This is a genomic window from Nocardioides endophyticus (genome assembly GCF_039543845.1).
Classification (GTDB): domain Bacteria; phylum Actinomycetota; class Actinomycetes; order Propionibacteriales; family Nocardioidaceae; genus Nocardioides; species Nocardioides endophyticus.
In genome coordinates, this window is sequence record NZ_BAABKN010000019.1 from 1 (window position 1) to 21,372 (window position 21,372).

Sequence of the window (21,372 nt, forward strand, 5' to 3'; positions counted from 1 at the left end):
CCTCTACCGGCTCCTCGAAAGTGGGGCCCCAACTGCTTGACGAACCATAGGAGCGTCGCACCTCCGGGGCCGCGCCGTCCACGGCTGGAGCGGGTGCCCCTCGGGTCAAAGAGGCCAAGCCTTCATAGCGGCTGTCGCTACCCTCTCCAGTTCCGCGCGTGAGGCCCCTGAGACCGCCTGAACAGCGATCCCGTTCGCCACGGTCATCACGTAGCGGGCCAGATCCACAGGCGTGGCAGTCGCGGGCAGGTCACCCTCGTCGACGGCCCGCTGGAACCGGTCGCGCAAGTGAGTGACGCCCTCATTGCGCCAGGCGATGAGCGCGTCGCGAGCGTTGCGCGCAGTCGGGCCGGCGGCGAGGGAACCCTGCACCCCCAGGCATCCGGGTGGATAACCCGGACGGGTGCTGGCGAGCGCAGCCCCATGCAGGAACGTCTCCGCCACCTCCCGAGCCGTCGGCCGGCCCAGGGCGTCGGCGGCGTACTCGGTGCCGTCCTGTGTGTATCGCTCCAGAGCGAGCCGAAAGAGCTCATCCTTGTTGCCGAAGGCCGCGTACATGCTGGTGCGGGTGATGCCCATCGCCGCGGTCAGGTCGGCGAGGCTCGCGCCGTCGTAGCCCTGCTCCCAGAAGACTCGCGTGGCGCGCTCCAGCGCCGCCTCGGCGTCGAACCCTCGCGGTCGCCCCGGCTTCGTGCCCGCGCCACTGTCCATGTGTCTCAGCGTACAGGTTCTGTACCGATCGGTCTTGAATAGTGCTAGCGTGCCTTTAAGTACCGATCGGTACGGAATAATGAGAGGACGCCCCATGGGACAGTTCAATGGCAAGGTGGCGCTGGTCACCGGTGGCGGCACTGGCATTGGCCGAGCCACCGCCGACCGCCTCGTGCAGGAAGGCGCGCACGTCTTCATCACTGGCAGGCGTCAGGCCGAGCTCGACGCAGCTGCACGACAGATCGGCGCCCAGTCGGTCACTGCGGTGTCTGGCGACATCTCCGACCTCGCCGATCTGGATCGGCTCTTCGCTGCGATTCGAGCTCACGGGGGCGGACTGGACATCCTGTTCGCCAACGCGGCCGTCGCAGAGCTGCTGCCCCTCGAACACATCACCGAGCAGCACTTCGACCAGATCTTCGACGTCAACGTCCGCGGCACCGTCTTCACCGTGCAGAAGGCGCTCCCACTGCTGAACGACGGAGCCGCGGTGATCCTCTGCTCCTCGACTGCTGCCGAGCAGGGCATCGAAGGATTCAGCGTCTACTCGGCGTCCAAAGCGGCGGTGCGGACCCTCGCGCGGTCCTGGACCACGGAGCTCAAGGGTCGTGGCATCCGGGTCAACGCCGTCTCGCCGGGCTCGATCGACACCGCGATCGTCGAGCAGCTCGTGGGCGACGAGAACGCAGCAGCCGTCAGGGTCGGCCTCGCCGGCAGCACGCCGATCGGCCGCATCGGGCGCCCCGAGGAAGTCGCCTCAGCAGTGGCGTTCCTCGCCTCGAACGAAAGCCGGTGACATGCGTCCTTATGGGCGGGATGTCCGCCGCGGATCTCAGATCCGGAGAGGGCATTCGTTCGCTCTCAGTTGAGCGTCATCACCGTCTCGCCGTTAGTTCGAAGTCGAGGCCGGGCTTGAAGCTGTCGCCGCCGCCGCCGCTGCTGCCGGCCCGGCGTCCGGTCTCCCCGCTGATGGAGGAGTCGCCGAGCGTGGCCACCCACGGCGTACTGGCTCCCAGTAGCATGACGGCATGGCGAGGCAGAGCTGACTTGGACGCGCCCTTGACCTCGGACAACGACTCGCTGTTCGCACTCCCGCTCTCGCCCCGCGAGCGCAAGGTCGCCGCCGGGCACGACCCGCTGGCGCCGCTGTTCGAGGACGAGCCGAACTTCAAGCGCCGTTGGATCCGCACCTTTCGGGAGCTTCAGGAGCTGCGCGATAAGGTCCGCGATCGTGGCTATCGGATCGTCATGACCAGCGGGTCCTTCGACCTGCTGCACGTGGGACACTCCATGTATCTGCAGGAGGCCCGCTCGTACGGCGACTTCCTCATCGTCGGCGTCGACAGCGACGCCAAGATCAAGGAGCGCAAGGGCCCGGACCGGCCGCTGATCCCCGAGGACGAGCGGCTGAAGATGCTCGCCTACCAGCGTGCGGTCGGTGCGATGTTCCTCAAGGAGCCGGCGCACAAGCGGTGGGCGATGATCAAGAGCGTCCGGCCCGACGTCCTGGTGGTCACTTCGGAGACCTACACGCCGGAAGAGGTGGCTGAGCTGAAGAAGCGCTTCCGCTGCGAGGTGCAGGTCCTGCCCCGGATGGCCATGGTGAGCACGAGCGGACGGGTCCGCTCGCTGCAGCTCGGTCACACGGAGGGCGATCGCCCGTTCGACATCTTCGTGCAGGACGATCGTGGGTAGACAGGCGCTGCTCTACCTGCCGGTGCTGCACGCCGGCCATGTCGACTTCTTCGCCCGCCACACGGATGTCGACGGGGTCCTGCTCGTCGGACGCGGCTTCGCCCAGGACTACCGAACCGTCGAGAAGGAGATCCGCGCGGTCTCCCCGGGGCTCGCGGTGACCCTCGTCCGGGCGGCGACCGGTTTGAGCGCGCGCGTAGTCGAGCCGTCCGAGATCGTCCAGGCCGTTGGCGGCGACGACCTGGTGGTCCCCGACGACGACCTGCTGCGATCCATCGTCGACGCCTACGGACTCGCCGAGGGTCGAGAGATCCACTGGGACTCGACCTTCCTCCGCTGGGATCGCGCGTGGAGCAAGCCCCAGCCCGTCGACGGCGTCGAGCCGATGGCGGTCGTGCCGGACGCCGTACGTGCGTCGATGCGCCGAGCGGTGGAGCTCTCCGAGAGGAGCTCGGACTGGTGGCGTCAGGTGGGCGCCGTCGTCCGGCTGCCGGACGGTACGACGCTCGAGGCGTGGAACCGGCACCACCCGACGGAGCACGCGCCGTACATCGACGGCGACCCTCGCAACGAGCACCGCCGGGGCGAGCGCACGGATCTGTCCACGGCCATGCATGCCGAAGCGTCGCTGGTCGCCCAGGCTGCGCGCGAGGGTCGGTCGCTCCGCGGTGCCGAGATCTACGTGACCACGTTCCCGTGCCCGACCTGCGCCCGGCTCATCGGCGAGGCCGGGGTGTCGGTCTGCTACTTCGACACGCCCTACTCCGAGCTCGCCGGTGACCGGATCCTCCGGTCGTTCGGAGTCGAACTGCACTGGGTACGCCGCGAACCCGCACCTGTCGACTAGCCGAGTCGCATTCGCAGAGGTGTCGATCCGTCCGGCACCAGGACATGCACGTGGGCATGCGCCACGGTGGCGCGCGTCAGCTCCGGGTTGCCGTTGCGCGCCCCGATGGAGTACGTCGTGATGCCGAGGTCGTCGATCACCTGGCCGAGCGTCTGCCAGAAGCTGGCCTGCGTGGCCTCGTCGAGATCGGTGATCCGGGTGACGTGTGGCCGAGGGACCAGGAGCAAGTGCTCGCTCGTCCCCGAGTAGGGATACCGGTTGCGGATGACGATCCAACCGGGCGTCTCTCGCACGATGGTCTGACTGGTGTCGTTGAGCAGGTAGTCAGGGCAGAACAGGCACTCTCCCCGCGCCTCGAGCTCCTCCATGTACGCGCGCTGGTCTGGATCCCGCGAGGCCTGCACGTTGTAGAGCGGGGGAGTGTTGCTCAACTGATCAGACCGCCACTGGGATTCGCGGCATGGACGGGTGCGGGTCGTACTCCACCAGGCTGAAGTGCTCGGCACGGTAGTCGTGGATGTCGGACACCGCCTTGCCTTCATCGGTCAACGTGATCATGCCCAGCCGCCGCGGCGCTCGTGCGGCCAGCTCCCGCGACGCGTCGACCTGGTTCTCGTAGATGTGAGCGTCCGAGATGGTGTGGTAGTACGTCGCGGGAGGAAGCCCCGTCAGGTTGCTCAGCATCAGCATCAGGGCCGAGTACTGGACCATGTTGGACGGGACGCCGACCGGTACGTCGCCGGACCGCTGGAACATGTGCAGGTGCAACCTGCCGCCGAGGACCCTGACGTGGACCCAGCCGTGGCACGGAGCGATGGTGGCGCGTGGCGGCGTCGTACCCACCCGGGTGAGGTACTGCGGGATCCAGGGTGACACGAAGTGTGTCCGGATCGACGGATACTGCCGGAGCTGCTCGACGAGATGGGCGAACTGGTCGAACGGCTCGCCGTCCGCGGGGAAGTCGTGGAAGGCGCCGCCGTACGAACCGGGGCCGAGGTCGCCGACCTCGAGGCCACGCCGCTGGGTCTTCTTCTCGGACGCCCAGGGCGCCCACCAGTCACAGCCGAAGGAGGCGAGCTCCTCGACGGTGGTCGCACCGTTCATGAAGGCGCACAGCTCGCCGATGGCCTTGCTCCAGAAGCTGGAGATGTCCCGATCGACGATCACCGGGTACCCGTTCGAGAGATCGAAGGTCATCGTCTGCTGCATCAGGGTGAGCGCCCGGGGCCCCTGGCGCGTCTCCGACCACTCGCCGTGATCCAGGATGCGCTGGAGCACTGCGGCGTACTGGCCGTCCGGCGTCCTCTGACTGAACTCGACCATTCTCGAAACCACGGCCAGAGCCTAGAGCACGGACCCGGGGCCGCTAGCCGAAGGGAAGCGGCTCGGGCGCGAGGCTGACGGCCTTGGCGCGGGCGGCGGTGAGCCGGCGGCGGTGGTGCTGGCGGCAGAGCACCTCGTAGGCGACCTCGGCCGGGGGACCACCGCGGTCCTCGACGTCGCCGACGACGATGACCTCGCCCTCGGTGACCATGATCCCGTCCTCGGTGCGCGCGTTGTGGGTCGCACGCTTGCCGCACCAGCAGAGGGCCTCGACCTGGAGGACGTTGACCCGGTCGGCGAGCTCGATCAGCCGGAGGCTGCCCTCGAAGAGCTGAGTGCGGAAGTCGGTGAGGATGCCGAACGCGAAGACGTCGATCTGGAGCTCGTCGACGACCTTCGCCAGCTGGTCGATCTGGTCGCGGCTGTAGAACTGCGCCTCGTCGCAGATGAGGTAGTCGACCCGTCCGCCCTGGGTGAGGGTGGTGACGACGTACCGCCAGAAGTCGAACTCCGGGTTGACCTCGAGCGCTTCGTGGGTGAGGCCAAGGCGGCTCGAGAGCTGGGCCTCGCCGGACCTGTCGTGGTTGGTGAAGATCCGGCCCACCCGCCCGCGCGCGGCGTGGTTGTGGTTGGTCTGGAGCGCGAGCGTGCTCTTGCCCGAGTCCATGGTGCCGGTGAAGAAATGCAGTTCAGCCACGGATCGGGATCCTTTCATGGACTCGGCAAGATAAGCGCATGGTCTCCCCACTGATCTCTGCCACCGAGCTGCACGAACGCATCGGGGAGGTGACCGTGCTCGACGTCCGCTACCGGATGGGCGGGCCGGGAGGCCGCGGCGAGTACGAGCGCGGGCACATCCCGCGGGCGTCGTACGTCGATCTCGACGCCGACCTGGCGGCGCCTCCGGGCGACGGGGGCCGACACCCGCTGCCGGCCGTCGAGGACTTCGAGGCGGCGATGCGGCGGGTCGGCGTCCGCGACGACCGGACGGTCGTCGTCTACGACGACTGGTCCGGCCTCGCCGCCGGGCGGGCGTGGTGGCTGCTGCGACACCACGGGCACAGCGACGTGCGGGTGCTCGACGGCGCGTGGGCGGGCTGGCTGGCCGCCGGGGGAGCCGTGCACACCGGCACGGTGCTGCCGGGCCGCGGCGACTTCACGGCGCGGCCGGGCTCCATGCCGGTGGTGGAGGCCGACGACCTGCTCGGCGTACCGGTGCTGGTCGATGCCCGGGCGCCGGAGCGCTACCGCGGCGAGACCGAGCCGGTCGACCCCGTCGCCGGCCACGTCCCTGGCGCGGTCAACGTGCCGACGACGACCAACCTGGCCGCCGACGGGCGGTTCCGCTCGGCTGGCGAGCTGCGGGCGTTGTACGCCGCGGCGGGGGTCGACGGGTCGGAGGAGGTGGCCGTCTACTGCGGTTCGGGAGTCACCGCCGCCCACGACGTGCTCGCGCTGGAGATCGCCGGGATCCGGGCGGCGCTCTACCCGGGCAGCTGGTCGGGCTGGATCACGGATCCGTCGCGACCTGTCGCCTAGACCTTGTCGCCGCCGCCGAACATGATCTCGTCCCAGCTCGGGACGGAGGCGCGGCCGCGCTTCTTGGCGGGCTTGCGCGCCGGCTCGGGCTCCTCGGCCGCGGCGTCCGTGGCCTCCTCGCGCAGCTCGGCCTCCTGCACGACCACCTGCTCGTCGGTGGCCGGCTCGGTGTCGAGGAACGCCTCCATCGGCTGCTCGGTGACCAGGTCGATGGCGTCGTCGCCGAGGGCATCACCCAGCGGGAGCTGGTCGTCGTACGTCGGCTCGTCGACCGAGCCGAGGCGGCGCTCGCGTGCGGCCTGCAGGTCGTCGGCCCGGGCCGGGGGAGCGTCGGCGACGGGGATCGCGATGCCGACCAGCCAGCGGGCGTCCTCGTTGTCGAGCGTGACGTAGTTGCCGGGGGCGTCGAAGGTGAGCTCGGCGGCACCGGACCGCTCGGGGGTGTCGTAGCCGGCGATGAGCGACCAGCGGCCGTCCTCGCGACGCCAGGCGTCCCACTCGACGGTCTGCGGGTCGATGTTGTGGGAGCGCAGCTGGGCGGCGACGGCGTCACCCAGGGTGCGGGCACCCGTGGCCTGGCCGGCATCGCTGCGGCGTACCGACGAACGCTGTGCGCGCTCCGCGACGTGCTGGCGCTCGGCGAGCACCGGCGCGGCGAACGCCATGATCTTGTCGACCGACGTCTGGGCCGCCTGCGCGACCGCCTCGGGCGTCTCGCCGGAACGGATCCGGGCCTGGATGTCTCGAGGGCGGAGGGTGCTCTCCATCGTCTTCTCCATTCCTCGGCTGGTCGGGGGTGTGCTCGGTGCCACTGCTGCTCGCAGACGGTCGTCGACCGCGAGCACGTGCTCCGCACCCTCCTCGTCCACGAGGCGCAGCCGGGTGCCTTCCTCGCTGACGCCGACCAGCCTGAGGTACGCCAGGGCAGGTTGGGCCGCCGTCCCTGGGTCGGACCGGTGCGTCTGGTGCTGGATGGGTGCGGTCATCGGTGGGCCGAGCCTACGCCAGTGGGAGGCACCGGCAGCGGAGCACCGCCGCGCGTCCCCGAGTCACTCCAGTCACACCGGCAACACTCGTCAGCCGAAAGCCGCACGACACACCGTAGGCCTCCGGCGCGTCGTGCGGGTTTCCCCGGGCAGCCGGGGAAACCCGCCGCCCGAACCCCACGTACTAACGTCCGATCGTGGCCACCACCGATCCCTCCACCACCCAGATCGTGCTCGACCTGGCGGGCATCTTCGTGTTCGCGATCTCCGGCGCGTTGGTCGCCGTCCGCAAGGGCCTGGACGTGTTCGGCGTCCTCGTCCTGGCCGGTACGACGGGCCTCGGCGGCGGGTTCCTGCGCGACGTGCTGATCGGCGCGACGCCGCCGGCGGCGCTGCAGGACTGGCGCTACCTGATGGTGCCCGTGCTGGCCGGCGTGCTGGCGTTCGTCTACCACCCGGCGATCGGCCGGATGGAGCGCTCCGTCACGGTGCTCGACGCGTTCGGGCTCGGGCTCTTCTGCGTCACCGGCTCGCTCAAGGCGCTCGACTACGGGCTCGGGGTCGCGCCGGCGGCGCTGATGGGGATGGTCACCGGGATAGGTGGCGGGATGCTGCGCGACCTCCTCGCCGGACGCGTCCCGGCGGTGTTCCGCGGGGAGCTCTATGCGACCCCGGCGCTCGCTGGCTCGATCGTCGTGGTCGCCCTCTCGCACACCGACCTCAGCTACTGGACGATCGCTCTGATCGGCGGCGGCTTCTGCACCACCTGGCGGCTGGTCGCGATCTGGCGGCACTGGCAGGCGCCGGTGCCGACGGGTCCTGCGAGCGTCTGAAGTCGGGTCGTCCGCTTCACAAGCACCTATTGCTAGCGGAGAGGCGGACGACCCGAGCTCTGCTAGGCGCCGAGGACGCGGCGCAGGTAGGGGTTGGCGAAGACCCGGTCGGGGTCGAGGCGGTCGCGCAGGGAGAGGAACTCCTCGAAGCGGGGGTACGCCGGCGCGAGGTCGGCCGCCGTACGCGTGTGCACCTTCCCCCAGTGCGGGCGCCCGTCGTGCGCGCGCATGATCGGCTCGAGCAGGGCGAAGTACTCGAGGTGGTCGGCGTCGCGGTGAGTGTGGAACGCGAGGTACATCGAGTCCCGGCCGGTCGAGGTCGACATCGGGATGTCGTCGGCCGGGGTCACCCGGATCTCGACGGGGAAGGTGATGCTGAGGCGCGAGGCCTCGAGAGCGGCCCGGGCCTCGCGCAGCGCGGCGATGCCGGCCTCGCGCGGCACGGCGTACTCCATCTCCCGGAAGACCACGGTGCGCGGCGACACGAAGACCTTGTGGGCGGCGTCGCTGTAGGACCGCGCCGAGAGCATCCGGCTCGAGACCTGGTTGACCCGACGGATCGATCCCGGGAAGCGGTTGGTGACGTGGTTGAGCGCCCCGAAGAGGGTGTTGGAGAGGAACTCGTCCTCCCACCAGCCGCTGAACCGCGACAGTGGCTCGGCCTCGTCGACGCCGATGTCGAGCCGGTCGTTGGTCTTGGTCATCATCCGGTCGGTGTGCGGGAACCAATAGGTGTCGACGTGGTGGTGCTCGGCAACGCGCTGGTCGAACCCGTCGAGCGCCTCGTCCCAGCTCATCGGAGTCTCGTTGGCCTCGAGCACGAAGAGCGGCTCGACCCGGAACGTGATGGTGGTGAGTACGCCGAGGGCGCCCAGGCCGAGCCGGCCGAACTCGAGGATCTCGGGGTGCTCGTCGGACGTCGCGCGGATGACCTCGCCGGTGCCCGTGACCAGCTCGAGTCCGGCGATCTGGGCCGAGAGCGAGGCCCACACACCGCCGGTGCCGTGCGTGCCGGTCGACGTCGCGCCGGCGAGCGTCTGCTCGTCGATGTCGCCCATGTTGTGCAGGCTGAGGCCGAGTGCGGCGAGCCCGGCGTTGAGCGTCTTGAGCTGGGTGCCGGCGAGCGCGGTGACCGTCATCGCCTCACGGTCGACGGACAGGATGCCGCGCAGGTTGGTCGGGCGCAGCATGGTCGCCTCGGGGGCCGAGATCGCTGTGAAGCTGTGGCCGGTGCCGACCATCTTCACGGTCGATCCCGCCGCCCGCGCGCGCTCGATCGAGGCGACGATCGCCGCCGTGTCGGCCGGGTCCTCGATGCTGCCGGGTCGTGCCGACTCGATGCCCGACCAGTTGATCCACTCAGTCACGGCGCGATCGTAGACCCGCCGGTAACTTCGTCGGAGCGAGGTCCCGGGACCGAGGGAGCGCCTGGGCGGCGAGGGCCGCGACCAGGCCGGCACCCGCCGAGACGAGGTACGCCGCCGAGGCACCTTGGTGATCGACGACGAGACCGCTGAGCGTCGCGCCCGGGGCTACGCCGGCGACCAGGCCGGTCTGCATGATCGCCATCCCCTCGGTCAGCCGGCCGGACGGTACGACGGCCTCGGTCAGCGACATCGAGGCGATCATCGTCGGGGCTATCGCGAAGCCGGCGACGAAGAGGACCGCACCCATCAGCGGCAGCGAGTGGATGAAGTAGAGCGGCACCATGGCGCAGGCCATCGCGAAGGCGCCCCAGCGGACCCGGAACGACGGACCGCGGCGCCAGTGGATCGCACCGGTGATGACACCGGCGGCCAGGCTGCCGAAGGCCCAGAGCGCGAGCAGGGCACCGGAGACCGCTTTGTGGCCGCGCTCCTCGGCGAAGGCGACGGTGGTGACCTCGGCGGCGCCGAAGAGCACACCGAGGCAGGCGCATACGACGGCGAGTGGGACGACCGAGCGCCAGGGCAGCGGCGGTCGCGACTCCGAGGTGCTGTCGCGTGGGTGCGGAGGCGGGGCCGTGGCGGTCTGGGCGCTGAACGCGAGGGTGCCACCGACGCAGGCGACCACCGCGACAGCGATGCCGGCGACGGGGTGCCACGCGGTCGCGAGCACGGCGACCAGGATCGGACCGAGGATGAAGACGGCCTCGTCGAGCACCGCCTCCAGCGCGAAGGCCGTCTGCACGTCGGCCGGTTGGTCCAGCACATGGGACCACCGGGTCCGCACCGACGAGCCGACCTGGGGGAGGAACGCACCCCCGATGGCGGCGAGGACGTAGGTCCAGCCGACCGGCCAGTCCTCCTGCACCGACACCACCAGCAGTGAGATGGCGAGCCCGAAGCCGATGCTCGCCGAGGCCAGTACCTTGCCCTGGCCGAGCCGGTCGAGCAGGCGACCCTGGAGGATCGCGAACCCCGCGTTGGAGATCATGTACGCCGCCGAGATCGCCCCCGCGACGCCGTACGAGCCCGTGGCCGCGGAGACGAGCAGCACGATGCCCAGACCGATCATCGAGATCGGCAGCCGGGCGACCAGGCCGGTCAGCGAGAAGCGGAGTGTGCCGGGCTGAGCCAGGATCCGGCGGTAGGACGTGAACATCAGCAGCGACGCTATCGGTGGCCGCCGACCGCCGACGAATCATTGCGACGCCCTTCCTAGGATGGCTGGCATGACCCCCGACCCCAGCCCGTACGACGCCGTCCTGCTGGTGTCGTTCGGCGGCCCGGAGAAGCCCGAGGACGTCGTCCCCTTCCTGGAGAACGTCACCCGTGGTCGCGGCATCCCGCGCGAGCGGCTCGAGGAGGTCGGGCAGCACTACTTCGGGTTCGGTGGCCGGTCGCCGATCAACGACCAGAACCGCGCCTTCCTGGCGGCCCTGCGCGAGGACCTCGCCGGCGCCGGGCTCGACCTGCCGGTCTATTGGGGCAACCGCAACTGGGACCCGTACCTGACCGACACGGTCCGGCAGATGGCGGCCGACGGGGTCACCCGCGCGGCCTGCTTCGTGACCAGCGCCTACTCGTCGTACTCCTCCTGCAGGCAGTACCGCGAGAACCTCTTCGACGCAGCGGACGCGGTCGAGGGAGCTCCGGTCCTCGACAAGCTGCGCCTCTACTTCAACCACCCGGGCTTCGTCGAGCCGGCCGTCGACGCCACGCTCGCTGCGCTGGCCGATCTGCCCGACGCCGTACGCGAGGGCGCGCACCTGGCGTTCGTCACGCACTCGATCCCGGACACCATGAACGACGGCAGCGGCCCCGAGGGTCGCGCGTACGTCGAGCAGCACCGCAGCGTGATGGCGGAGGTCGTCGAGCGGGTGCGTCAGGAGACCGGCCATCGGCACCCGCACGAGCTGGTCTTCTGCTCGCGCTCCGGCTCCCCGCAGACTCCGTGGCTCGAGCCCGACGTCAACGACCACCTCGAGGAGCTGCACGCCCAGGGAGCTCCGGGGGTGGTGATGGTGCCGATCGGGTTCGTGTCCGACCACATGGAGGTCGTCTACGACCTCGACAACGAGGCGATGGCGACTGCCGAGAAGCTCGGGCTCCCGGCCGGCCGCGCGGCCACCGCCGGCCTCGACCCGCGCTTCGTCGCGGCCGTACGAGACCTGCTGCTCGAGCGGGCCGCCGTCGAGCGGGGCGACGAGGTCGTCCGCGCATCGACCGGCTCGTGGCCCGCCTGCTGGGACCGCTGTGCGGTGGGGTGCTGCCCCAACCCCCGCGGCGAGCGCCCGGCACTGGCGGGCGTCGACTCGTGACCGGCCCTTCCCATGCGGCCCTTTCCAACAGGGAGCTCGCCGACCTCGCGCTGTCCGCGGCCCGGGCGGCCGGGGAGCTGGTCCGCGAGCGCGCCCTCGGCCACGTCACCGTAGCGGCCACGAAGTCCAGCGACGTCGACGTCGTCACTGAGGCCGACCGCGCCAGCGAGGAGCTGATCCGTGCCCACATCCGGGCGGTCCGGCCCGAGGACGGCTTCTTGGGCGAGGAGGGCGCCGACGTCACGAGCGGCACCGGCGTGCGCTGGATCGTCGACCCGATCGACGGGACCGTGAACTTCCTCTACGGCATTCCGCAGTACGCCGTCTCGATCGCGGCCGAGCGCGACGGCGAGGTCGTCGCCGGGGTCGTCCTCGACGTCCAGGGCCGCACCGAGTACGTCGGCCACCTCGGGGACGCCGACGCCCCCGAGACCGCCACCCGCGACGGCGTACCCGTCGCAGTGCGGGCGCCGGCCCCGATGTCGCAGCGGCTGATCGCGACCGGCTTCTCCTACGACCGACGGGTCCGGGTGCTCCAGGCCGAGGCCGTGACCCGGCTGCTCCCGCTGGTGCGCGACGTACGACGGCTCGGATCGTGCGCCCTCGACCTCTGCCTGGTGGCCGACGGGCGGCTCGACGGGTACGTCGAGGAGGGCGTCAACCTCTGGGACCACGCGGCCGCCGGACTGATCGCTCGCATCGCCGGCGCGAGCACTCTGGTCACCGCCGGCATCGGCGGGCTGGACCTGATGGTGTGCGCTCCGGCGGATGGCTTCGAGGAGCTCCTGGCGGTCGTCAGAAGCACCGGATTCTCACCCGTTTCGGGGGAATAGCGGCCGAGCACCCACTGTTCACGCTCCGCGAGGCCGACCGGGTGTGCCTTTTGGCAGGTTCATGGTGCACAATCTGGCCGCCGAGCCGACCAAGAATGACGATGACGAAGAAGCACGAGGCGCACCGCCCAGGCGCCTCGCAGAGTGGAGTGACGAATGGCGACTGACTACGACGCACCGCGCAAGACCGAAGAGGACCAGTCCGAGGAGAGCATCGAAGAGCTCAAGGCTCGGCGCCACGACAAGAACTCCGGCAAGGTCGACGAGGACGAGACGGAGGCGGCTGAGTCCTTCGAGCTGCCTGGCGCCGACCTCTCGAACGAGGAGCTCGCCATCGAGGTGAAGCCGAAGCAGGAGGACGAGTTCACCTGCATGAGCTGCTTCCTCGTGCACCACCGCAGCCAGCTGGCAGACCCCAAGAACATGATCTGCTATGACTGCTCCTGAGCGCGACGTAGCGAAGGGCCGCAACCCGGTGGGTTGCGGCCCTTGCTGCGTCCTGGGCTACTTGCCGTCCTTGGCCAGCTGGCCGGGCAGGTGGCCCGTCGATCGGACGTAGTACGACGTCGCCCGCCGCTGGGCGAGCATCCGGGCCAGGCCCACGGCCATGCCGCTCACGATGGCCCAAGAGACGGCCTCCCAGACATCGACGTCGGGGTCAGCGGGGTTCTCCGGCGGGTTCTTGCCGGTGGCGACCGTCCACGTCGTGTCGACCGCCTTCTTCGCGAGCGCCGCCGCCGCCAGTGCGGACGCCACCGAGAACGCGCTCCACATCTTCGATCCACCTTCAGCCATGCGGGAACAGTACCCACGACCGGTCTTCAGTGCTCGGCGGGTCAGTGCTCGGTGGGTTCTGCCTTCGACGGCCGGGAGAGGGCGCCGAGTGCGTCGGCCAGCTCCTCGGGGCGACGGGTCGACACCAGCCAGTACGGCGCCGGGTCGGCCGGGTCGGTGATCTCGACCCGCACCGCGCGCTTGAGATAGGGACGCAGCAGCAGGTAGGCCCGGGCGTCGGCGTCCATGCCGGCGATCCTGCGGGTCTGGCCTGCGTCGAGGGGGATCGCGTCGCCGATGTGGGCCACGTCGATGTGGGCGCGGCCCGCCCGGAACGTCGCGGTGTCGACGGTGATCCGCGCGGCGCCGTACGCCCAGAGACCGAGCGAGAGGACCGCCATCGCGACAGCGGTGATGATCCAGGCTGCGACCGCGGGCAGCGCCACGACGACGGCCAGCCAGAGCGTGGCGACCAGCATGGTGCCCTGGACCCACCAGCGCAGCGGCACTCCGAGGCGCTCGCTGTAGGTGGGGGTCTGGCTCACAGGTGGAATCCTGTCATTGGCGACCGCGACGCCTGCCGGTAGGGTCCGCCGACGTGAACGACACCCCTCTCGAGGTCCTCGTGCAGCGCCTCGACCTCGACCTGCCGCTGCCGTCGTACGCCCATCCGGGTGACGCGGGCGCCGACCTCGTGACCACGGTCGACGTCACGCTGGCGCCGGGGGAGCGGGCCATGGTCCCGACCGGGGTCGCGATCGCGCTGCCCGAGGGGTTCGTCGCGCTGGTGCATCCGCGCTCGGGGCTGGCGGCGCGCCACGGACTCTCGATTGTGAACACCCCGGGCACTGTGGACGCGGGCTACCGTGGAGAGATCAAGGTGATGCTGATCAACCATGATCCGCGCGAGCCGATCGAGCTGCGACGAGGCGACCGGATCGCGCAGCTGGTCATCCAGCGATTCGAGCGGGCGGCGTTCGTGGATGTCGAGGCACTCCCCGAGTCCGTTCGTGGTGACGGGGGCTACGGTTCTACCGGAGGTTTCCGATCAACAGAGAGCAACAACGAGCAAGAGTGAGTAGGTCCGCGTGAAGTTCCGTCGCAAGTCCAGCGAGCCTGCCGGTGCACCGGTCGACGAGGACATCGAGCAGGCAGCTCCGCAGGAGCCCGGCCAGCCTGTGCTGGGTGGGCCGTGGGACGCCGATGACGTCGACGAGGCCGCCGCCGCCGAGCGCATCGACCTCGGCTCCTTGCTGCTGAGCAACATCGAGGGTCTCGAGATCCGGCTCCAGGTGGACGAGGAGACCGAGGCGGTGCAGTCCGTCATGCTCGCCGGCGCCGATGGTGCCGTCGAGCTGCGCGCCTTCGCCGCCCCGCGCGGCGGCGACCTGTGGGAGGAGATCCGGCCCCGGATCGCCGCCGAGTATGCCCAGCGTGGCGGGACCGCCAGCGAGCGCGAGGGCCGCTACGGCACCGAGCTGCACTGCCAGCTGACGGTCCGCACCGAGGACGGCAAGACCGCCACCCAGCCGTCCCGCGTGGTCGGCATCAACGGCGGTCGCTGGATGCTGCGTGCCACCCTGCTGGGCCGGGCCGCCACCGAGCCGGACTCATCCGGGCCGTGGGATGACGCGATCGCCTCCACCGTCGTACGACGAGGCGCTGTGGCGATGCCGTCGGGCGCCGACCTCCCGCTGACATTGCCTCCGCGCGACCAGCTCGCGCGCCGGGAGTCCTAGTCCGATGGGCGAGAAGACCAGGCTGCGCCGCACGATCAGCCGGTGGGCGGACTCCACCGACCAGGACGAGCGCGACCTGCGGCGCACGCACGCCGAGGACGGCTGCGAGCAGATCGGTGCCGCACCGGACCGCGAGCGGGTGCGGCTGCGCGGCACCCTGCGGACCGTGACGCTCCGCCCGCGCGGCGGCGTACCCGCCCTCGAGGCGGAGCTCTCCGACGGCACCGGCTCGATCACCATCGTCTGGCTCGGGCGTCGTCGGATCACCGGCATCTCACCGGGTCGCTCCATGTCCGTGGAGGGGCGGATCGGGTCCCACGACGGGGAGCGGATCCTCTACAACCCGCGCTACGAGCTGATCCCATGACGGAGCAGCCCGAAGCCGAGACCGAGACCGACGTCGAGGTCGAGGTCGAGACTGTCGAGGCGGTCGTCCGGGCCCAGATGGCGAAGGCGCTCGGTGGCCGTCGGGGCATGATCGAGGCCGCCGTCCCGACGATCGTCTTCACCGTCCTGTGGCTGGCGACCCGCGAGCTGACCCTCGCCCTGAGCATCAGCCTGGGCGCGGCAGTCGTGCTGCTCGCGGTCCGGCTGGTGCAGCGCTCCACGGTGCAGTTCGTCCTGAACGCGATCTTCGGCATCGGGATCGGCTGGCTCTTCGTGTCGATCTCCGCGGGTCGAGGAGGCAGCGCGGACGACCAGGCGCTCGCCTACTTCCTGCCCGGCATCATCTACAACGCCGGCTACTCCGTCGTGCTCGCCGCGACCTGCCTGATCGGCTGGCCGTTGGTCGGCTTCATGGTCGGCAGCGTAACCGGCGACCCGACGGCCTGGCACGCGGACAAGCAGGTCGTGCGGCTGTGCTCCCGCCTGACCTGGCTGCTCACGATCCCGTGCCTGGTGCGGGTCGTCGTGCAGACGCCGATCTGGCTGGCCGGCAAGTCCGGGTCGATCGACGCCGACTCCGCCGTCGCCGCCCTCGGCGTCCTCAAGATCGCGATGGGGTGGCCGCTGCAGCTGGCCGCGCTCGCGGCGATGGTGTGGTTGCTCTCGCGCAATCACACCCCGATCGAGTCTGCGACTCAAAGTTCGTAGGTACGTCACCGGATCTCGACACGCCGGTCGCGACCTCGTTCCTCGGTCGCGCGGCTTGCTCGATCACCATCAGCGGATCCGCTGGCGCGTCTCCCTAACCGCCGTGGGCGGCGGGGGCGAGCATCCGCTCGAGGTTCTCCTCGACGTCCGCCGGCACCACGAACAGCAGCTCGTCGCCGGCCTCGATCGGCTGCTCGTCGTTGGGCACGTAGACCTGGCCGTCGCGCAGGATCGTGACCAGCGCGCAGTTCTCCGGGAACGGGATGAGTCCGGCGGGCTTCCCGACGTACGGCGAGTCCGCGGGCAGTGTCATCTCGACGAGGTTGGCGTTGCCCTGGCGGAAGGTGAAGAGCCGCACCAGGTCGCCGACGGTCACCGCCTCCTCGACCAGCGCCGACATGATCCGGGGGGTCGAGACGTTGACGTCGACGCCCCAGGCCTCGGTGAAGAGCCACTCGTTGTTGGGGTGGTTGACCCGGCCGACCGTGCGCGGCACACCGAACTCGGTCTTGGCGAGCAGCGATGTCACGAGGTTGACCTTGTCGTCGCCGGTCGCGGCGATGACGACGTCGCAGCGATCCAGACGGGCCTCCTCGAGCGAGGACAGCTCGCACGAGTCGGCGAGCAGCCACTCGGCGTCGGGGACACGCTCGGGCTTGATCGAGTCGGGGTTCTTGTCGATCAGCAGGACCTGGTGGCCGTTGTGGATCAGTTCGCGGGCGATGGAGCGCCCGACAGCTCCGGCTCCGGCGATGGCGACTCGCATGGCGTCCTCAGCTCTCGTCCGGGCCGGCGTCGATGACCTGGTAGGCCCCGGCTGCGTGCTCCTCGCGCATGGCGACGTGGAGGATGTCGCCCTCCTGGATCACGCTGTCGCGGCTGGGCAGCATGCCCTCGCCGAGCCGGTCGATCCAGGCGATCCGGCTCTTCGACTGCATCTGGAAGTCGACCGTGCGGTGGCCGATCCACGACTCCGGCGCCGGGATCTGATCGACCCGGATGGTGCCCGACGGATCGCGGAAGTCCGGCTCGGCGCCGGCGGGCAGCAGCCGGCGCAGCACCTGGTCGGCGGTCCACTTGACCGTCGCGACCGTGGTGATGCCGAGCCGCTGGTAGACCTCGGCGCGGCCCGGGTCGTAGATGCGGGCGACGACCTGCTGGATTCCGAAGGTCTCGCGCGCCACCCGCGCGGCGATGATGTTGGAGTTGTCACCGCTGGACACGGCCGCGAAGGCGTCGGCCCGACGGATGCCGGCCTTCTCCAGGACCTCCTGGTCGAATCCCTGGCCGGTGATCTTGTCGCCGTTGAACCCCGGGCCGACGCGGCGGAACGCGTCCGGGTCGGCGTCGATGATCGACACGGTGTGGTTGCGGTCCTCGAGGCTGCGGGCCAGCGTGGAGCCGACCCGCCCGCAACCCATGATCACGACATGCACGGGGCAGACGCTACTAGGTAGTTGCTCCGTTCGGCGCGGATGCACCGCGCGTCCCACCGTGGGTCTAACCTTTCGGCTCGTGAGTATCGGCGACGTGTCGAAGCGCGTGCTGCTCGGCCGCAAGCTGCGCAGCTCGCAGCTGGGCGAGACCCTGCTGCCCAAGCGCATCGCTTTGCCCGTCTTCGCCAGCGACGCCCTCTCGTCTGTGGCCTACGCCCCGGACGAGGTCTTCATCATGCTGTCGCTGGCGGGCGCGTCGGCGTACGTCTGGTCCTGGAAGATCGGCATCGCGGTCGCCGTGGTCATGGCGGCGGTCGTCGCGTCGTACCGCCAGACCGTGCACGCCTACCCCAGCGGCGGGGGCGACTACGAGGTCGCCACGGTCAACCTCGGTTCCAAGGCCGGCACCGTCGTCGGGAGCGCGCTGCTCGTCGACTACGTGCTGACGGTCGCGGTCTCGATCTCGTCGGGGGCGCAGTACGCCGCGTCGGCGATCGGTCCGCTCAACGAGCACGAGGCGACGTTCGCGACAGCGCTCGTGATCCTCCTGGCCGCGCTCAACCTGCGCGGCATCCGGGAGTCCGGCACGTTCTTCGCGATCCCGACGTACGCCTTCATGGTCGCGATCCTGGGGATGTGCGCCTACGGGCTCTTCGAGCTCGCCGCCGGCACCCTGCCGGACGTCGCGAGCGCCGACCTCGAGATGGCGGCGGAGCCGGGGTACGGCGACTCGATGACGACGTTCGCCCTGATCTTCCTGCTGGCCCGGGCCTTCTCGTCGGGCTGTGCGGCGCTGACCGGTGTCGAGGCGATCTCCAACGGCGTGCCGGCCTTCCGCCGTCCCAAGAGCAAGAACGCCGCGAGCACGCTGCTGCTCCTCGGTGCGATCGCGATCACGATGATGCTCAGCGTCATCGTCCTGGCGAAGCAGATGGGGCTGCAGCTGGTCGACCCCGAAGACGTCGACCGGCTGACCCGCAACGGGGAGCCGCTGCCGGACAACTATGACCAGCACACGGCGATCGCCCAGATCGCGCAGGCGATCTTCCACGACTTCTCGCTCGGCTTCTACTTCGTCGTCATCGTCACCGGCGTGATCCTGGTGCTGGCGGCCAACACCGCCTTCAACGGCTTCCCGGTGCTCGGCTCCATCCTGGCCAAGGACGGCTACGCCCCGCGCGCGCTGGCCTCGCGCGGCGACCGGCTCGCCTACAGCAATGGCATCCTCTTCCTGGCCGTGATGGCGATCATCCTGATCCAGGTGTTCAACGCGGAGCCGACCCGGCTGATCCAGCTCTACATCGTCGGCGTCTTCGTCTCGTTCAACCTCAGCCAGCTCGGCATGATCCGGCACTGGACCCGGCACCTGAAGGACGAGCGCGATCCCGCCGTACGCCGCCGGATGTACCGCTCACGGGTGATCAACGCGGTCGGGTTGACCTTCACGGCCGTCGTCCTGGTGATCGTGCTGATCACCAAGTTCTTCGCAGGTGCCTGGATCACGATCCTGGCGATGGTCGTCTTCTACATCTTGATGCGGGCGATCCGCCGCCACTACGACAGCGTCAACGAGGAGCTCGCGGCCGACGAGGAGGACAAGGTGCTGCCCACCCGGGTGCACGCCATCGTCCTCGTGTCCAAGCTGCACAAGCCCACGCTCCGCGCGCTCGCCTTCGCGAAGGCGACCCGCCCCAACGTCCTCGAGGGCGTCTACGTGTCCGTCGACGCCGACGCGACCAACCGGCTCCTCGAGGAGTGGGACGAGCGCAACATCGACGTCCCCCTCAAGGTGCTGCACTCGCCGTACCGCGAGCTGGTGCGACCGATCGTCGACTACGCCCTGGAGATCAGGAAGGCCAACCCGCGCGGTGTGGTGTCGGTCTACATCCCGGAGTACGTCGTCGGCCGCTGGTGGGAGCAGCTCCTGCACAACCAGACCGCGCTGCGGCTCAAGGGCAGGCTGCTTTTCGCCCCCGGCGTCATGGTCACCTCGGTGCCCTACCAGCTGCGCTCCTCCGAGCTGGCCCGCGAGCGCGAGGAGCGCGAGGGCGTATGGGTGCGGCCCTCCGAGCTGCGCCTGGGCAACGTCCCGACGCGGCGCGAGAACGACCGTCAGATCCCGAAATGAGCCCGCAGCGTCCCCGCAGGCGCCCGGGCCGGCGCCCGCGGCCCAAGCAGCCCAAGGGCGCGTCGCGCGTCGGTGAGCGCTTCGAGGCCGTCGTGGGGCCGGTCGCGCACGGCGGGCACTGCGTCGTACGCCTGGATCCGCCGGACGCGCGCGTGGTCTTCGTGCGGCACGCGACCCCCGGCGAGCGGGTCATCCTGGAGATCACCGAGGGCACCGACGGCGACCGGTTCTGGCGCGGTGATGCGCTCGAGGTGTTGGAGCCGTCGCCGGACCGGGTGACCCCGCCCTGCCCGTACGCCGGGCCGGGCCTGTGCGGCGGCTGCGACTTCCAGCACGTGGCGCTGCCGGCGCAGCGTGCGCTCAAGACGGCCGTCGTACGCGAGCAGCTATCGCGCCTGGCCGGCCTCACCTGGGACGGCGAGGTCGAGGCGGTCCCCGGCGACACGGACGGCCTGCGCTGGCGCACCCGTCAGCAGTACGTCCACACGCCGGCCGGTCTCGGGATGCGCAAGCACCGCTCGCGGGAGGTCGTGCTGGTCGACGACTGCCTGATCGCCCGGGTGGACGCCCGCGAGCCCGCGCCCGGGATCGTCGTCGAGACGGTCGCCCCGCACGAGTTCGAGGTCGCGGCCGACGGGTTCTGGCAGGTGCACCCCGGCGCCCCACGGATCCTCGTCGACAGCGTGCTCGGGATGCTCGCGCCGCAGCCGGGGGAGAAGGCCCTCGACCTGTACGCCGGCGTCGGCCTGTTCAGCCGGTTCCTGCTCGACGCCGTGGGGGAGCGCGGTCGCGTCGTCGCCGTCGAGGGCGACCGCACCGCCTCCGACCTCTCGGTGCGCAACTGCCCCGGCATCAAGGCCCAGGCGGGCTCCGTCGAAGACGTGCTCGCCACTGAGTTCGACGAGCGCTTCGACCTGGTCGTGCTCGATCCGCCGCGCGAGGGCGCCCGTCGTCCCGTCGTCGAGCAGGTCGTGGACCGGGCGCCGCGTGCCATCGCGTACGTCGCCTGCGACCCGGCCGCGCTGGCCCGCGACCTCGCGATCTTCGCCGAGCACGGCTACGAGCTGCGTGAGCTGCGAGGCTTCGACCTCTTCCCGATGACGCACCACGTCGAATGCGTCGCGCTGCTGGCGAAATCCGACTCTGACCTGCGCTGATGCGATTCGCACTCGCACGGCCGACCCCCGTAGACCCGCCTTATGGCTCACTTTGCGCGAGCGAGCAAGGATCTTGCGCTGGTGGATCTGGCGGGTGCTAGGGAAGCGCTGATCAACTGGCCATTCGGGCTGGGTGCACTGATGGGTGCCGTCGGTGAGCCAGGGCTCGGTCACGAGCGTGCTCAACTCGCTCCCGGGCCCCGATTCGCGTGGCCTGTGGGGTGTTGTTTCGGGCAGGCTGACGCCTGGTCGTCACCCTGCCAGGGCAACGACTCGGGCCCGCAGTCGACTCCAATGCGATGACGCACGGCGTGCATGCCATCGCGGAGCGTGACGTCCTGCAAGAAGACCCGCGGCGACGGCGGTGTCGACGGCGCGGCGGTCCGCGAGCCTCTCAGCAACCCGCAGCGCGGCGCTGGTCATGATGTCAAGGTTGCCTGCGTAGGCCGACAGGTAGTGCCGCGCCCTCCACCTCCAAGAACACCGACACCTGGTGTGTCACGCGGGCGGCCGCCTCGGCGTCGCCCAGGGTCA

At 70.2% G+C, this 21,372-nt stretch carries 26 protein-coding genes; 14 read left to right on the plus strand and 12 right to left on the minus strand.

Features of this window, described 5'->3' with window-relative positions:
* Nucleotides 1–105: 105 nt before the first annotated feature.
* Complete coding sequence (locus tag ABEA33_RS14655; protein WP_345527547.1) at nucleotides 106–711, minus strand: TetR/AcrR family transcriptional regulator; 606 nt, start codon at nucleotides 709–711, stop codon at nucleotides 106–108.
* A gap of 94 nt (nucleotides 712–805) precedes the next feature.
* On the opposite strand from ABEA33_RS14655, the gene ABEA33_RS14660 reads away from it, so the two are divergent.
* Complete coding sequence (locus ABEA33_RS14660) at nucleotides 806–1,507, plus strand: SDR family NAD(P)-dependent oxidoreductase (RefSeq protein WP_345527549.1); 702 nt, start codon at nucleotides 806–808, stop codon at nucleotides 1,505–1,507.
* 79 nt (nucleotides 1,508–1,586) lie between these two features.
* On the opposite strand, the gene ABEA33_RS14665 is transcribed toward ABEA33_RS14660, so the two are convergent.
* Complete coding sequence (locus tag ABEA33_RS14665) at nucleotides 1,587–1,733, minus strand: hypothetical protein (protein ID WP_345527550.1); 147 nt, start codon at nucleotides 1,731–1,733, stop codon at nucleotides 1,587–1,589.
* Nucleotides 1,734–1,770: 37 nt separating this feature from the next.
* Here ABEA33_RS14665 and ABEA33_RS14670 point away from each other — a divergent pair, with 37 nt between their 5' ends.
* A complete protein-coding gene (locus tag ABEA33_RS14670) occupies nucleotides 1,771–2,406 on the plus strand; it encodes an adenylyltransferase/cytidyltransferase family protein (protein ID WP_345527551.1) in 636 nt (211 codons plus the stop codon).
* Entirely contained in the window at nucleotides 2,399–3,253 is an 855-nt protein-coding gene (locus ABEA33_RS14675; RefSeq protein ID WP_345527552.1) for a deoxycytidylate deaminase, read from the plus strand. Before ABEA33_RS14670 ends, ABEA33_RS14675 begins: the two co-directional genes overlap by 8 nt.
* Here the strand turns inward: ABEA33_RS14675 and ABEA33_RS14680 are convergent.
* Genes ABEA33_RS14680 through ABEA33_RS14690 form a run of 3 tightly spaced genes read right to left on the minus strand, consistent with a single transcriptional unit; the run spans nucleotide 3,250 to nucleotide 5,291 of the window.
* The gene (locus ABEA33_RS14680; protein ID WP_345527553.1) at nucleotides 3,250–3,684 is read right to left on the minus strand and encodes an HIT family protein; all 435 of its coding nucleotides are present in this window, start codon (nucleotides 3,682–3,684) and stop codon (nucleotides 3,250–3,252) included. The genes ABEA33_RS14675 and ABEA33_RS14680 overlap by 4 nt on opposite strands.
* Nucleotides 3,685–3,688: 4 nt before the next feature.
* Entirely contained in the window at nucleotides 3,689–4,576 is an 888-nt protein-coding gene (thyA, locus tag ABEA33_RS14685; protein WP_345527554.1) for a thymidylate synthase, read from the minus strand.
* A gap of 43 nt (nucleotides 4,577–4,619) precedes the next feature.
* Nucleotides 4,620–5,291, minus strand: coding sequence for a thymidine kinase (locus tag ABEA33_RS14690; RefSeq protein ID WP_345527556.1), 672 nt, complete (start codon nucleotides 5,289–5,291; stop codon nucleotides 4,620–4,622).
* 20 nt (nucleotides 5,292–5,311) lie between these two features.
* On the opposite strand from ABEA33_RS14690, the gene ABEA33_RS14695 reads away from it, so the two are divergent.
* A complete protein-coding gene (locus ABEA33_RS14695; RefSeq protein WP_345527558.1) occupies nucleotides 5,312–6,115 on the plus strand; it encodes a sulfurtransferase in 804 nt (267 codons plus the stop codon).
* On the opposite strand, the gene sepH is transcribed toward ABEA33_RS14695, so the two are convergent.
* On the minus strand, nucleotides 6,112–7,101 hold the full coding sequence (gene sepH, locus ABEA33_RS14700; protein WP_345527559.1) for a septation protein SepH: 990 nt from the start codon (nucleotides 7,099–7,101) through the stop codon (nucleotides 6,112–6,114). The two genes, ABEA33_RS14695 and sepH, sit on opposite strands and share 4 nt — an antisense overlap.
* Before the next feature lie 197 nt (nucleotides 7,102–7,298).
* Here sepH and ABEA33_RS14705 point away from each other — a divergent pair, with 197 nt between their 5' ends.
* Nucleotides 7,299–7,934, plus strand: a complete 636-nt coding sequence (locus ABEA33_RS14705) for a trimeric intracellular cation channel family protein (protein WP_345527560.1) — start codon at nucleotides 7,299–7,301, stop codon at nucleotides 7,932–7,934.
* A gap of 62 nt (nucleotides 7,935–7,996) precedes the next feature.
* Here ABEA33_RS14705 and ABEA33_RS14710 read toward each other — a convergent pair whose 3' ends face one another.
* Together ABEA33_RS14710 and ABEA33_RS14715 are read right to left on the minus strand one after the other, a co-directional pair.
* On the minus strand, nucleotides 7,997–9,301 hold the full coding sequence (locus tag ABEA33_RS14710) for a D-arabinono-1,4-lactone oxidase (protein WP_345527561.1): 1,305 nt from the start codon (nucleotides 9,299–9,301) through the stop codon (nucleotides 7,997–7,999).
* Entirely contained in the window at nucleotides 9,294–10,517 is a 1,224-nt protein-coding gene (locus ABEA33_RS14715; protein ID WP_345527562.1) for an MFS transporter, read from the minus strand. Before ABEA33_RS14715 ends, ABEA33_RS14710 begins: the two co-directional genes overlap by 8 nt.
* A 70-nt stretch (nucleotides 10,518–10,587) precedes the next feature.
* Between ABEA33_RS14715 and ABEA33_RS14720 the strand changes: the two genes are divergently transcribed.
* From ABEA33_RS14720 to ABEA33_RS14730, 3 genes are all read left to right on the plus strand, one after another.
* Nucleotides 10,588–11,676 (plus strand): ferrochelatase, encoded by a 1,089-nt coding sequence (locus ABEA33_RS14720; RefSeq protein WP_345527563.1) that lies wholly within the window; start codon nucleotides 10,588–10,590, stop codon nucleotides 11,674–11,676.
* Nucleotides 11,673–12,509 (plus strand): inositol monophosphatase family protein, encoded by an 837-nt coding sequence (locus ABEA33_RS14725; RefSeq protein WP_345527564.1) that lies wholly within the window; start codon nucleotides 11,673–11,675, stop codon nucleotides 12,507–12,509. Before ABEA33_RS14720 ends, ABEA33_RS14725 begins: the two co-directional genes overlap by 4 nt.
* A gap of 156 nt (nucleotides 12,510–12,665) precedes the next feature.
* A complete protein-coding gene (locus ABEA33_RS14730) occupies nucleotides 12,666–12,956 on the plus strand; it encodes a DUF4193 domain-containing protein (RefSeq protein WP_345527565.1) in 291 nt (96 codons plus the stop codon).
* A gap of 57 nt (nucleotides 12,957–13,013) precedes the next feature.
* Here the strand turns inward: ABEA33_RS14730 and ABEA33_RS14735 are convergent, their stop codons facing one another.
* Nucleotides 13,014–13,304, minus strand: coding sequence for a DUF4235 domain-containing protein (locus ABEA33_RS14735; protein ID WP_345527566.1), 291 nt, complete (start codon nucleotides 13,302–13,304; stop codon nucleotides 13,014–13,016).
* 41 nt (nucleotides 13,305–13,345) lie between these two features.
* Nucleotides 13,346–13,828 carry a DUF3093 domain-containing protein gene (locus ABEA33_RS14740; protein ID WP_345527567.1) on the minus strand — a complete coding sequence of 161 codons (483 nt, stop codon included), beginning with the start codon at nucleotides 13,826–13,828 and terminating at the stop codon, nucleotides 13,346–13,348.
* Nucleotides 13,829–13,881: 53 nt separating this feature from the next.
* On the opposite strand from ABEA33_RS14740, the gene dut reads away from it, so the two are divergent.
* The 4 genes from dut to ABEA33_RS14760 are packed head-to-tail and all read left to right on the plus strand — an operon-like array spanning nucleotide 13,882 to nucleotide 16,117.
* On the plus strand, nucleotides 13,882–14,361 hold the full coding sequence (dut, locus tag ABEA33_RS14745; protein ID WP_345527568.1) for a dUTP diphosphatase: 480 nt from the start codon (nucleotides 13,882–13,884) through the stop codon (nucleotides 14,359–14,361).
* 10 nt (nucleotides 14,362–14,371) lie between these two features.
* Complete coding sequence (locus ABEA33_RS14750) at nucleotides 14,372–15,022, plus strand: DUF3710 domain-containing protein (RefSeq protein ID WP_345527569.1); 651 nt, start codon at nucleotides 14,372–14,374, stop codon at nucleotides 15,020–15,022.
* Nucleotides 15,023–15,026: 4 nt separating this feature from the next.
* Complete coding sequence (locus ABEA33_RS14755) at nucleotides 15,027–15,389, plus strand: OB-fold nucleic acid binding domain-containing protein (RefSeq protein ID WP_345527570.1); 363 nt, start codon at nucleotides 15,027–15,029, stop codon at nucleotides 15,387–15,389.
* Nucleotides 15,386–16,117, plus strand: a complete 732-nt coding sequence (locus ABEA33_RS14760) for a DUF3159 domain-containing protein (protein WP_345527571.1) — start codon at nucleotides 15,386–15,388, stop codon at nucleotides 16,115–16,117. The genes ABEA33_RS14755 and ABEA33_RS14760 overlap by 4 nt, the downstream gene beginning before the upstream one ends.
* Nucleotides 16,118–16,211: 94 nt before the next feature.
* Here the strand turns inward: ABEA33_RS14760 and ABEA33_RS14765 are convergent, their stop codons facing one another.
* Both ABEA33_RS14765 and ABEA33_RS14770 read right to left on the minus strand, forming a co-directional pair.
* Nucleotides 16,212–16,883: a potassium channel family protein gene (locus tag ABEA33_RS14765; RefSeq protein ID WP_345527572.1), complete on the minus strand. Its 672-nt coding sequence runs from the start codon at nucleotides 16,881–16,883 to the stop codon at nucleotides 16,212–16,214.
* A 7-nt stretch (nucleotides 16,884–16,890) separates the two neighbouring features.
* Entirely contained in the window at nucleotides 16,891–17,553 is a 663-nt protein-coding gene (locus ABEA33_RS14770) for a potassium channel family protein (protein WP_345527573.1), read from the minus strand.
* A gap of 79 nt (nucleotides 17,554–17,632) precedes the next feature.
* On the opposite strand from ABEA33_RS14770, the gene ABEA33_RS14775 reads away from it, so the two are divergent.
* Both ABEA33_RS14775 and ABEA33_RS14780 read left to right on the plus strand, forming a co-directional pair.
* On the plus strand, nucleotides 17,633–19,681 hold the full coding sequence (locus tag ABEA33_RS14775; RefSeq protein ID WP_345527574.1) for an APC family permease: 2,049 nt from the start codon (nucleotides 17,633–17,635) through the stop codon (nucleotides 19,679–19,681).
* Complete coding sequence (locus ABEA33_RS14780) at nucleotides 19,678–20,838, plus strand: class I SAM-dependent RNA methyltransferase (protein WP_345527575.1); 1,161 nt, start codon at nucleotides 19,678–19,680, stop codon at nucleotides 20,836–20,838. The genes ABEA33_RS14775 and ABEA33_RS14780 overlap by 4 nt, the downstream gene beginning before the upstream one ends.
* Nucleotides 20,839–21,372: the final 534 nt, after the last annotated feature.

Coding starts and splice junctions, on each gene's coding strand:
- ABEA33_RS14655 (WP_345527547.1), bottom strand. CDS start 711: ATGGACAGTGGCGCGGGCACGAAGCCGGGGCGACCGCGAGGGTTCGAC.
- ABEA33_RS14660 (WP_345527549.1), top strand. CDS start 806: ATGGGACAGTTCAATGGCAAGGTGGCGCTGGTCACCGGTGGCGGCACT.
- ABEA33_RS14665 (WP_345527550.1), bottom strand. CDS start 1,733: ATGCTACTGGGAGCCAGTACGCCGTGGGTGGCCACGCTCGGCGACTCC.
- thyA (WP_345527554.1), bottom strand. CDS start 4,576: ATGGTCGAGTTCAGTCAGAGGACGCCGGACGGCCAGTACGCCGCAGTG.
- ABEA33_RS14690 (WP_345527556.1), bottom strand. CDS start 5,291: ATGAAAGGATCCCGATCCGTGGCTGAACTGCATTTCTTCACCGGCACC.
- ABEA33_RS14695 (WP_345527558.1), top strand. CDS start 5,312: ATGGTCTCCCCACTGATCTCTGCCACCGAGCTGCACGAACGCATCGGG.
- sepH (WP_345527559.1), bottom strand. CDS start 7,101: ATGACCGCACCCATCCAGCACCAGACGCACCGGTCCGACCCAGGGACG.
- ABEA33_RS14715 (WP_345527562.1), bottom strand. CDS start 10,517: ATGTTCACGTCCTACCGCCGGATCCTGGCTCAGCCCGGCACACTCCGC.
- ABEA33_RS14720 (WP_345527563.1), top strand. CDS start 10,588: ATGACCCCCGACCCCAGCCCGTACGACGCCGTCCTGCTGGTGTCGTTC.
- ABEA33_RS14730 (WP_345527565.1), top strand. CDS start 12,666: ATGGCGACTGACTACGACGCACCGCGCAAGACCGAAGAGGACCAGTCC.
- ABEA33_RS14735 (WP_345527566.1), bottom strand. CDS start 13,304: ATGGCTGAAGGTGGATCGAAGATGTGGAGCGCGTTCTCGGTGGCGTCC.
- ABEA33_RS14755 (WP_345527570.1), top strand. CDS start 15,027: ATGGGCGAGAAGACCAGGCTGCGCCGCACGATCAGCCGGTGGGCGGAC.
- ABEA33_RS14760 (WP_345527571.1), top strand. CDS start 15,386: ATGACGGAGCAGCCCGAAGCCGAGACCGAGACCGACGTCGAGGTCGAG.
- ABEA33_RS14765 (WP_345527572.1), bottom strand. CDS start 16,883: ATGCGAGTCGCCATCGCCGGAGCCGGAGCTGTCGGGCGCTCCATCGCC.
- ABEA33_RS14780 (WP_345527575.1), top strand. CDS start 19,678: ATGAGCCCGCAGCGTCCCCGCAGGCGCCCGGGCCGGCGCCCGCGGCCC.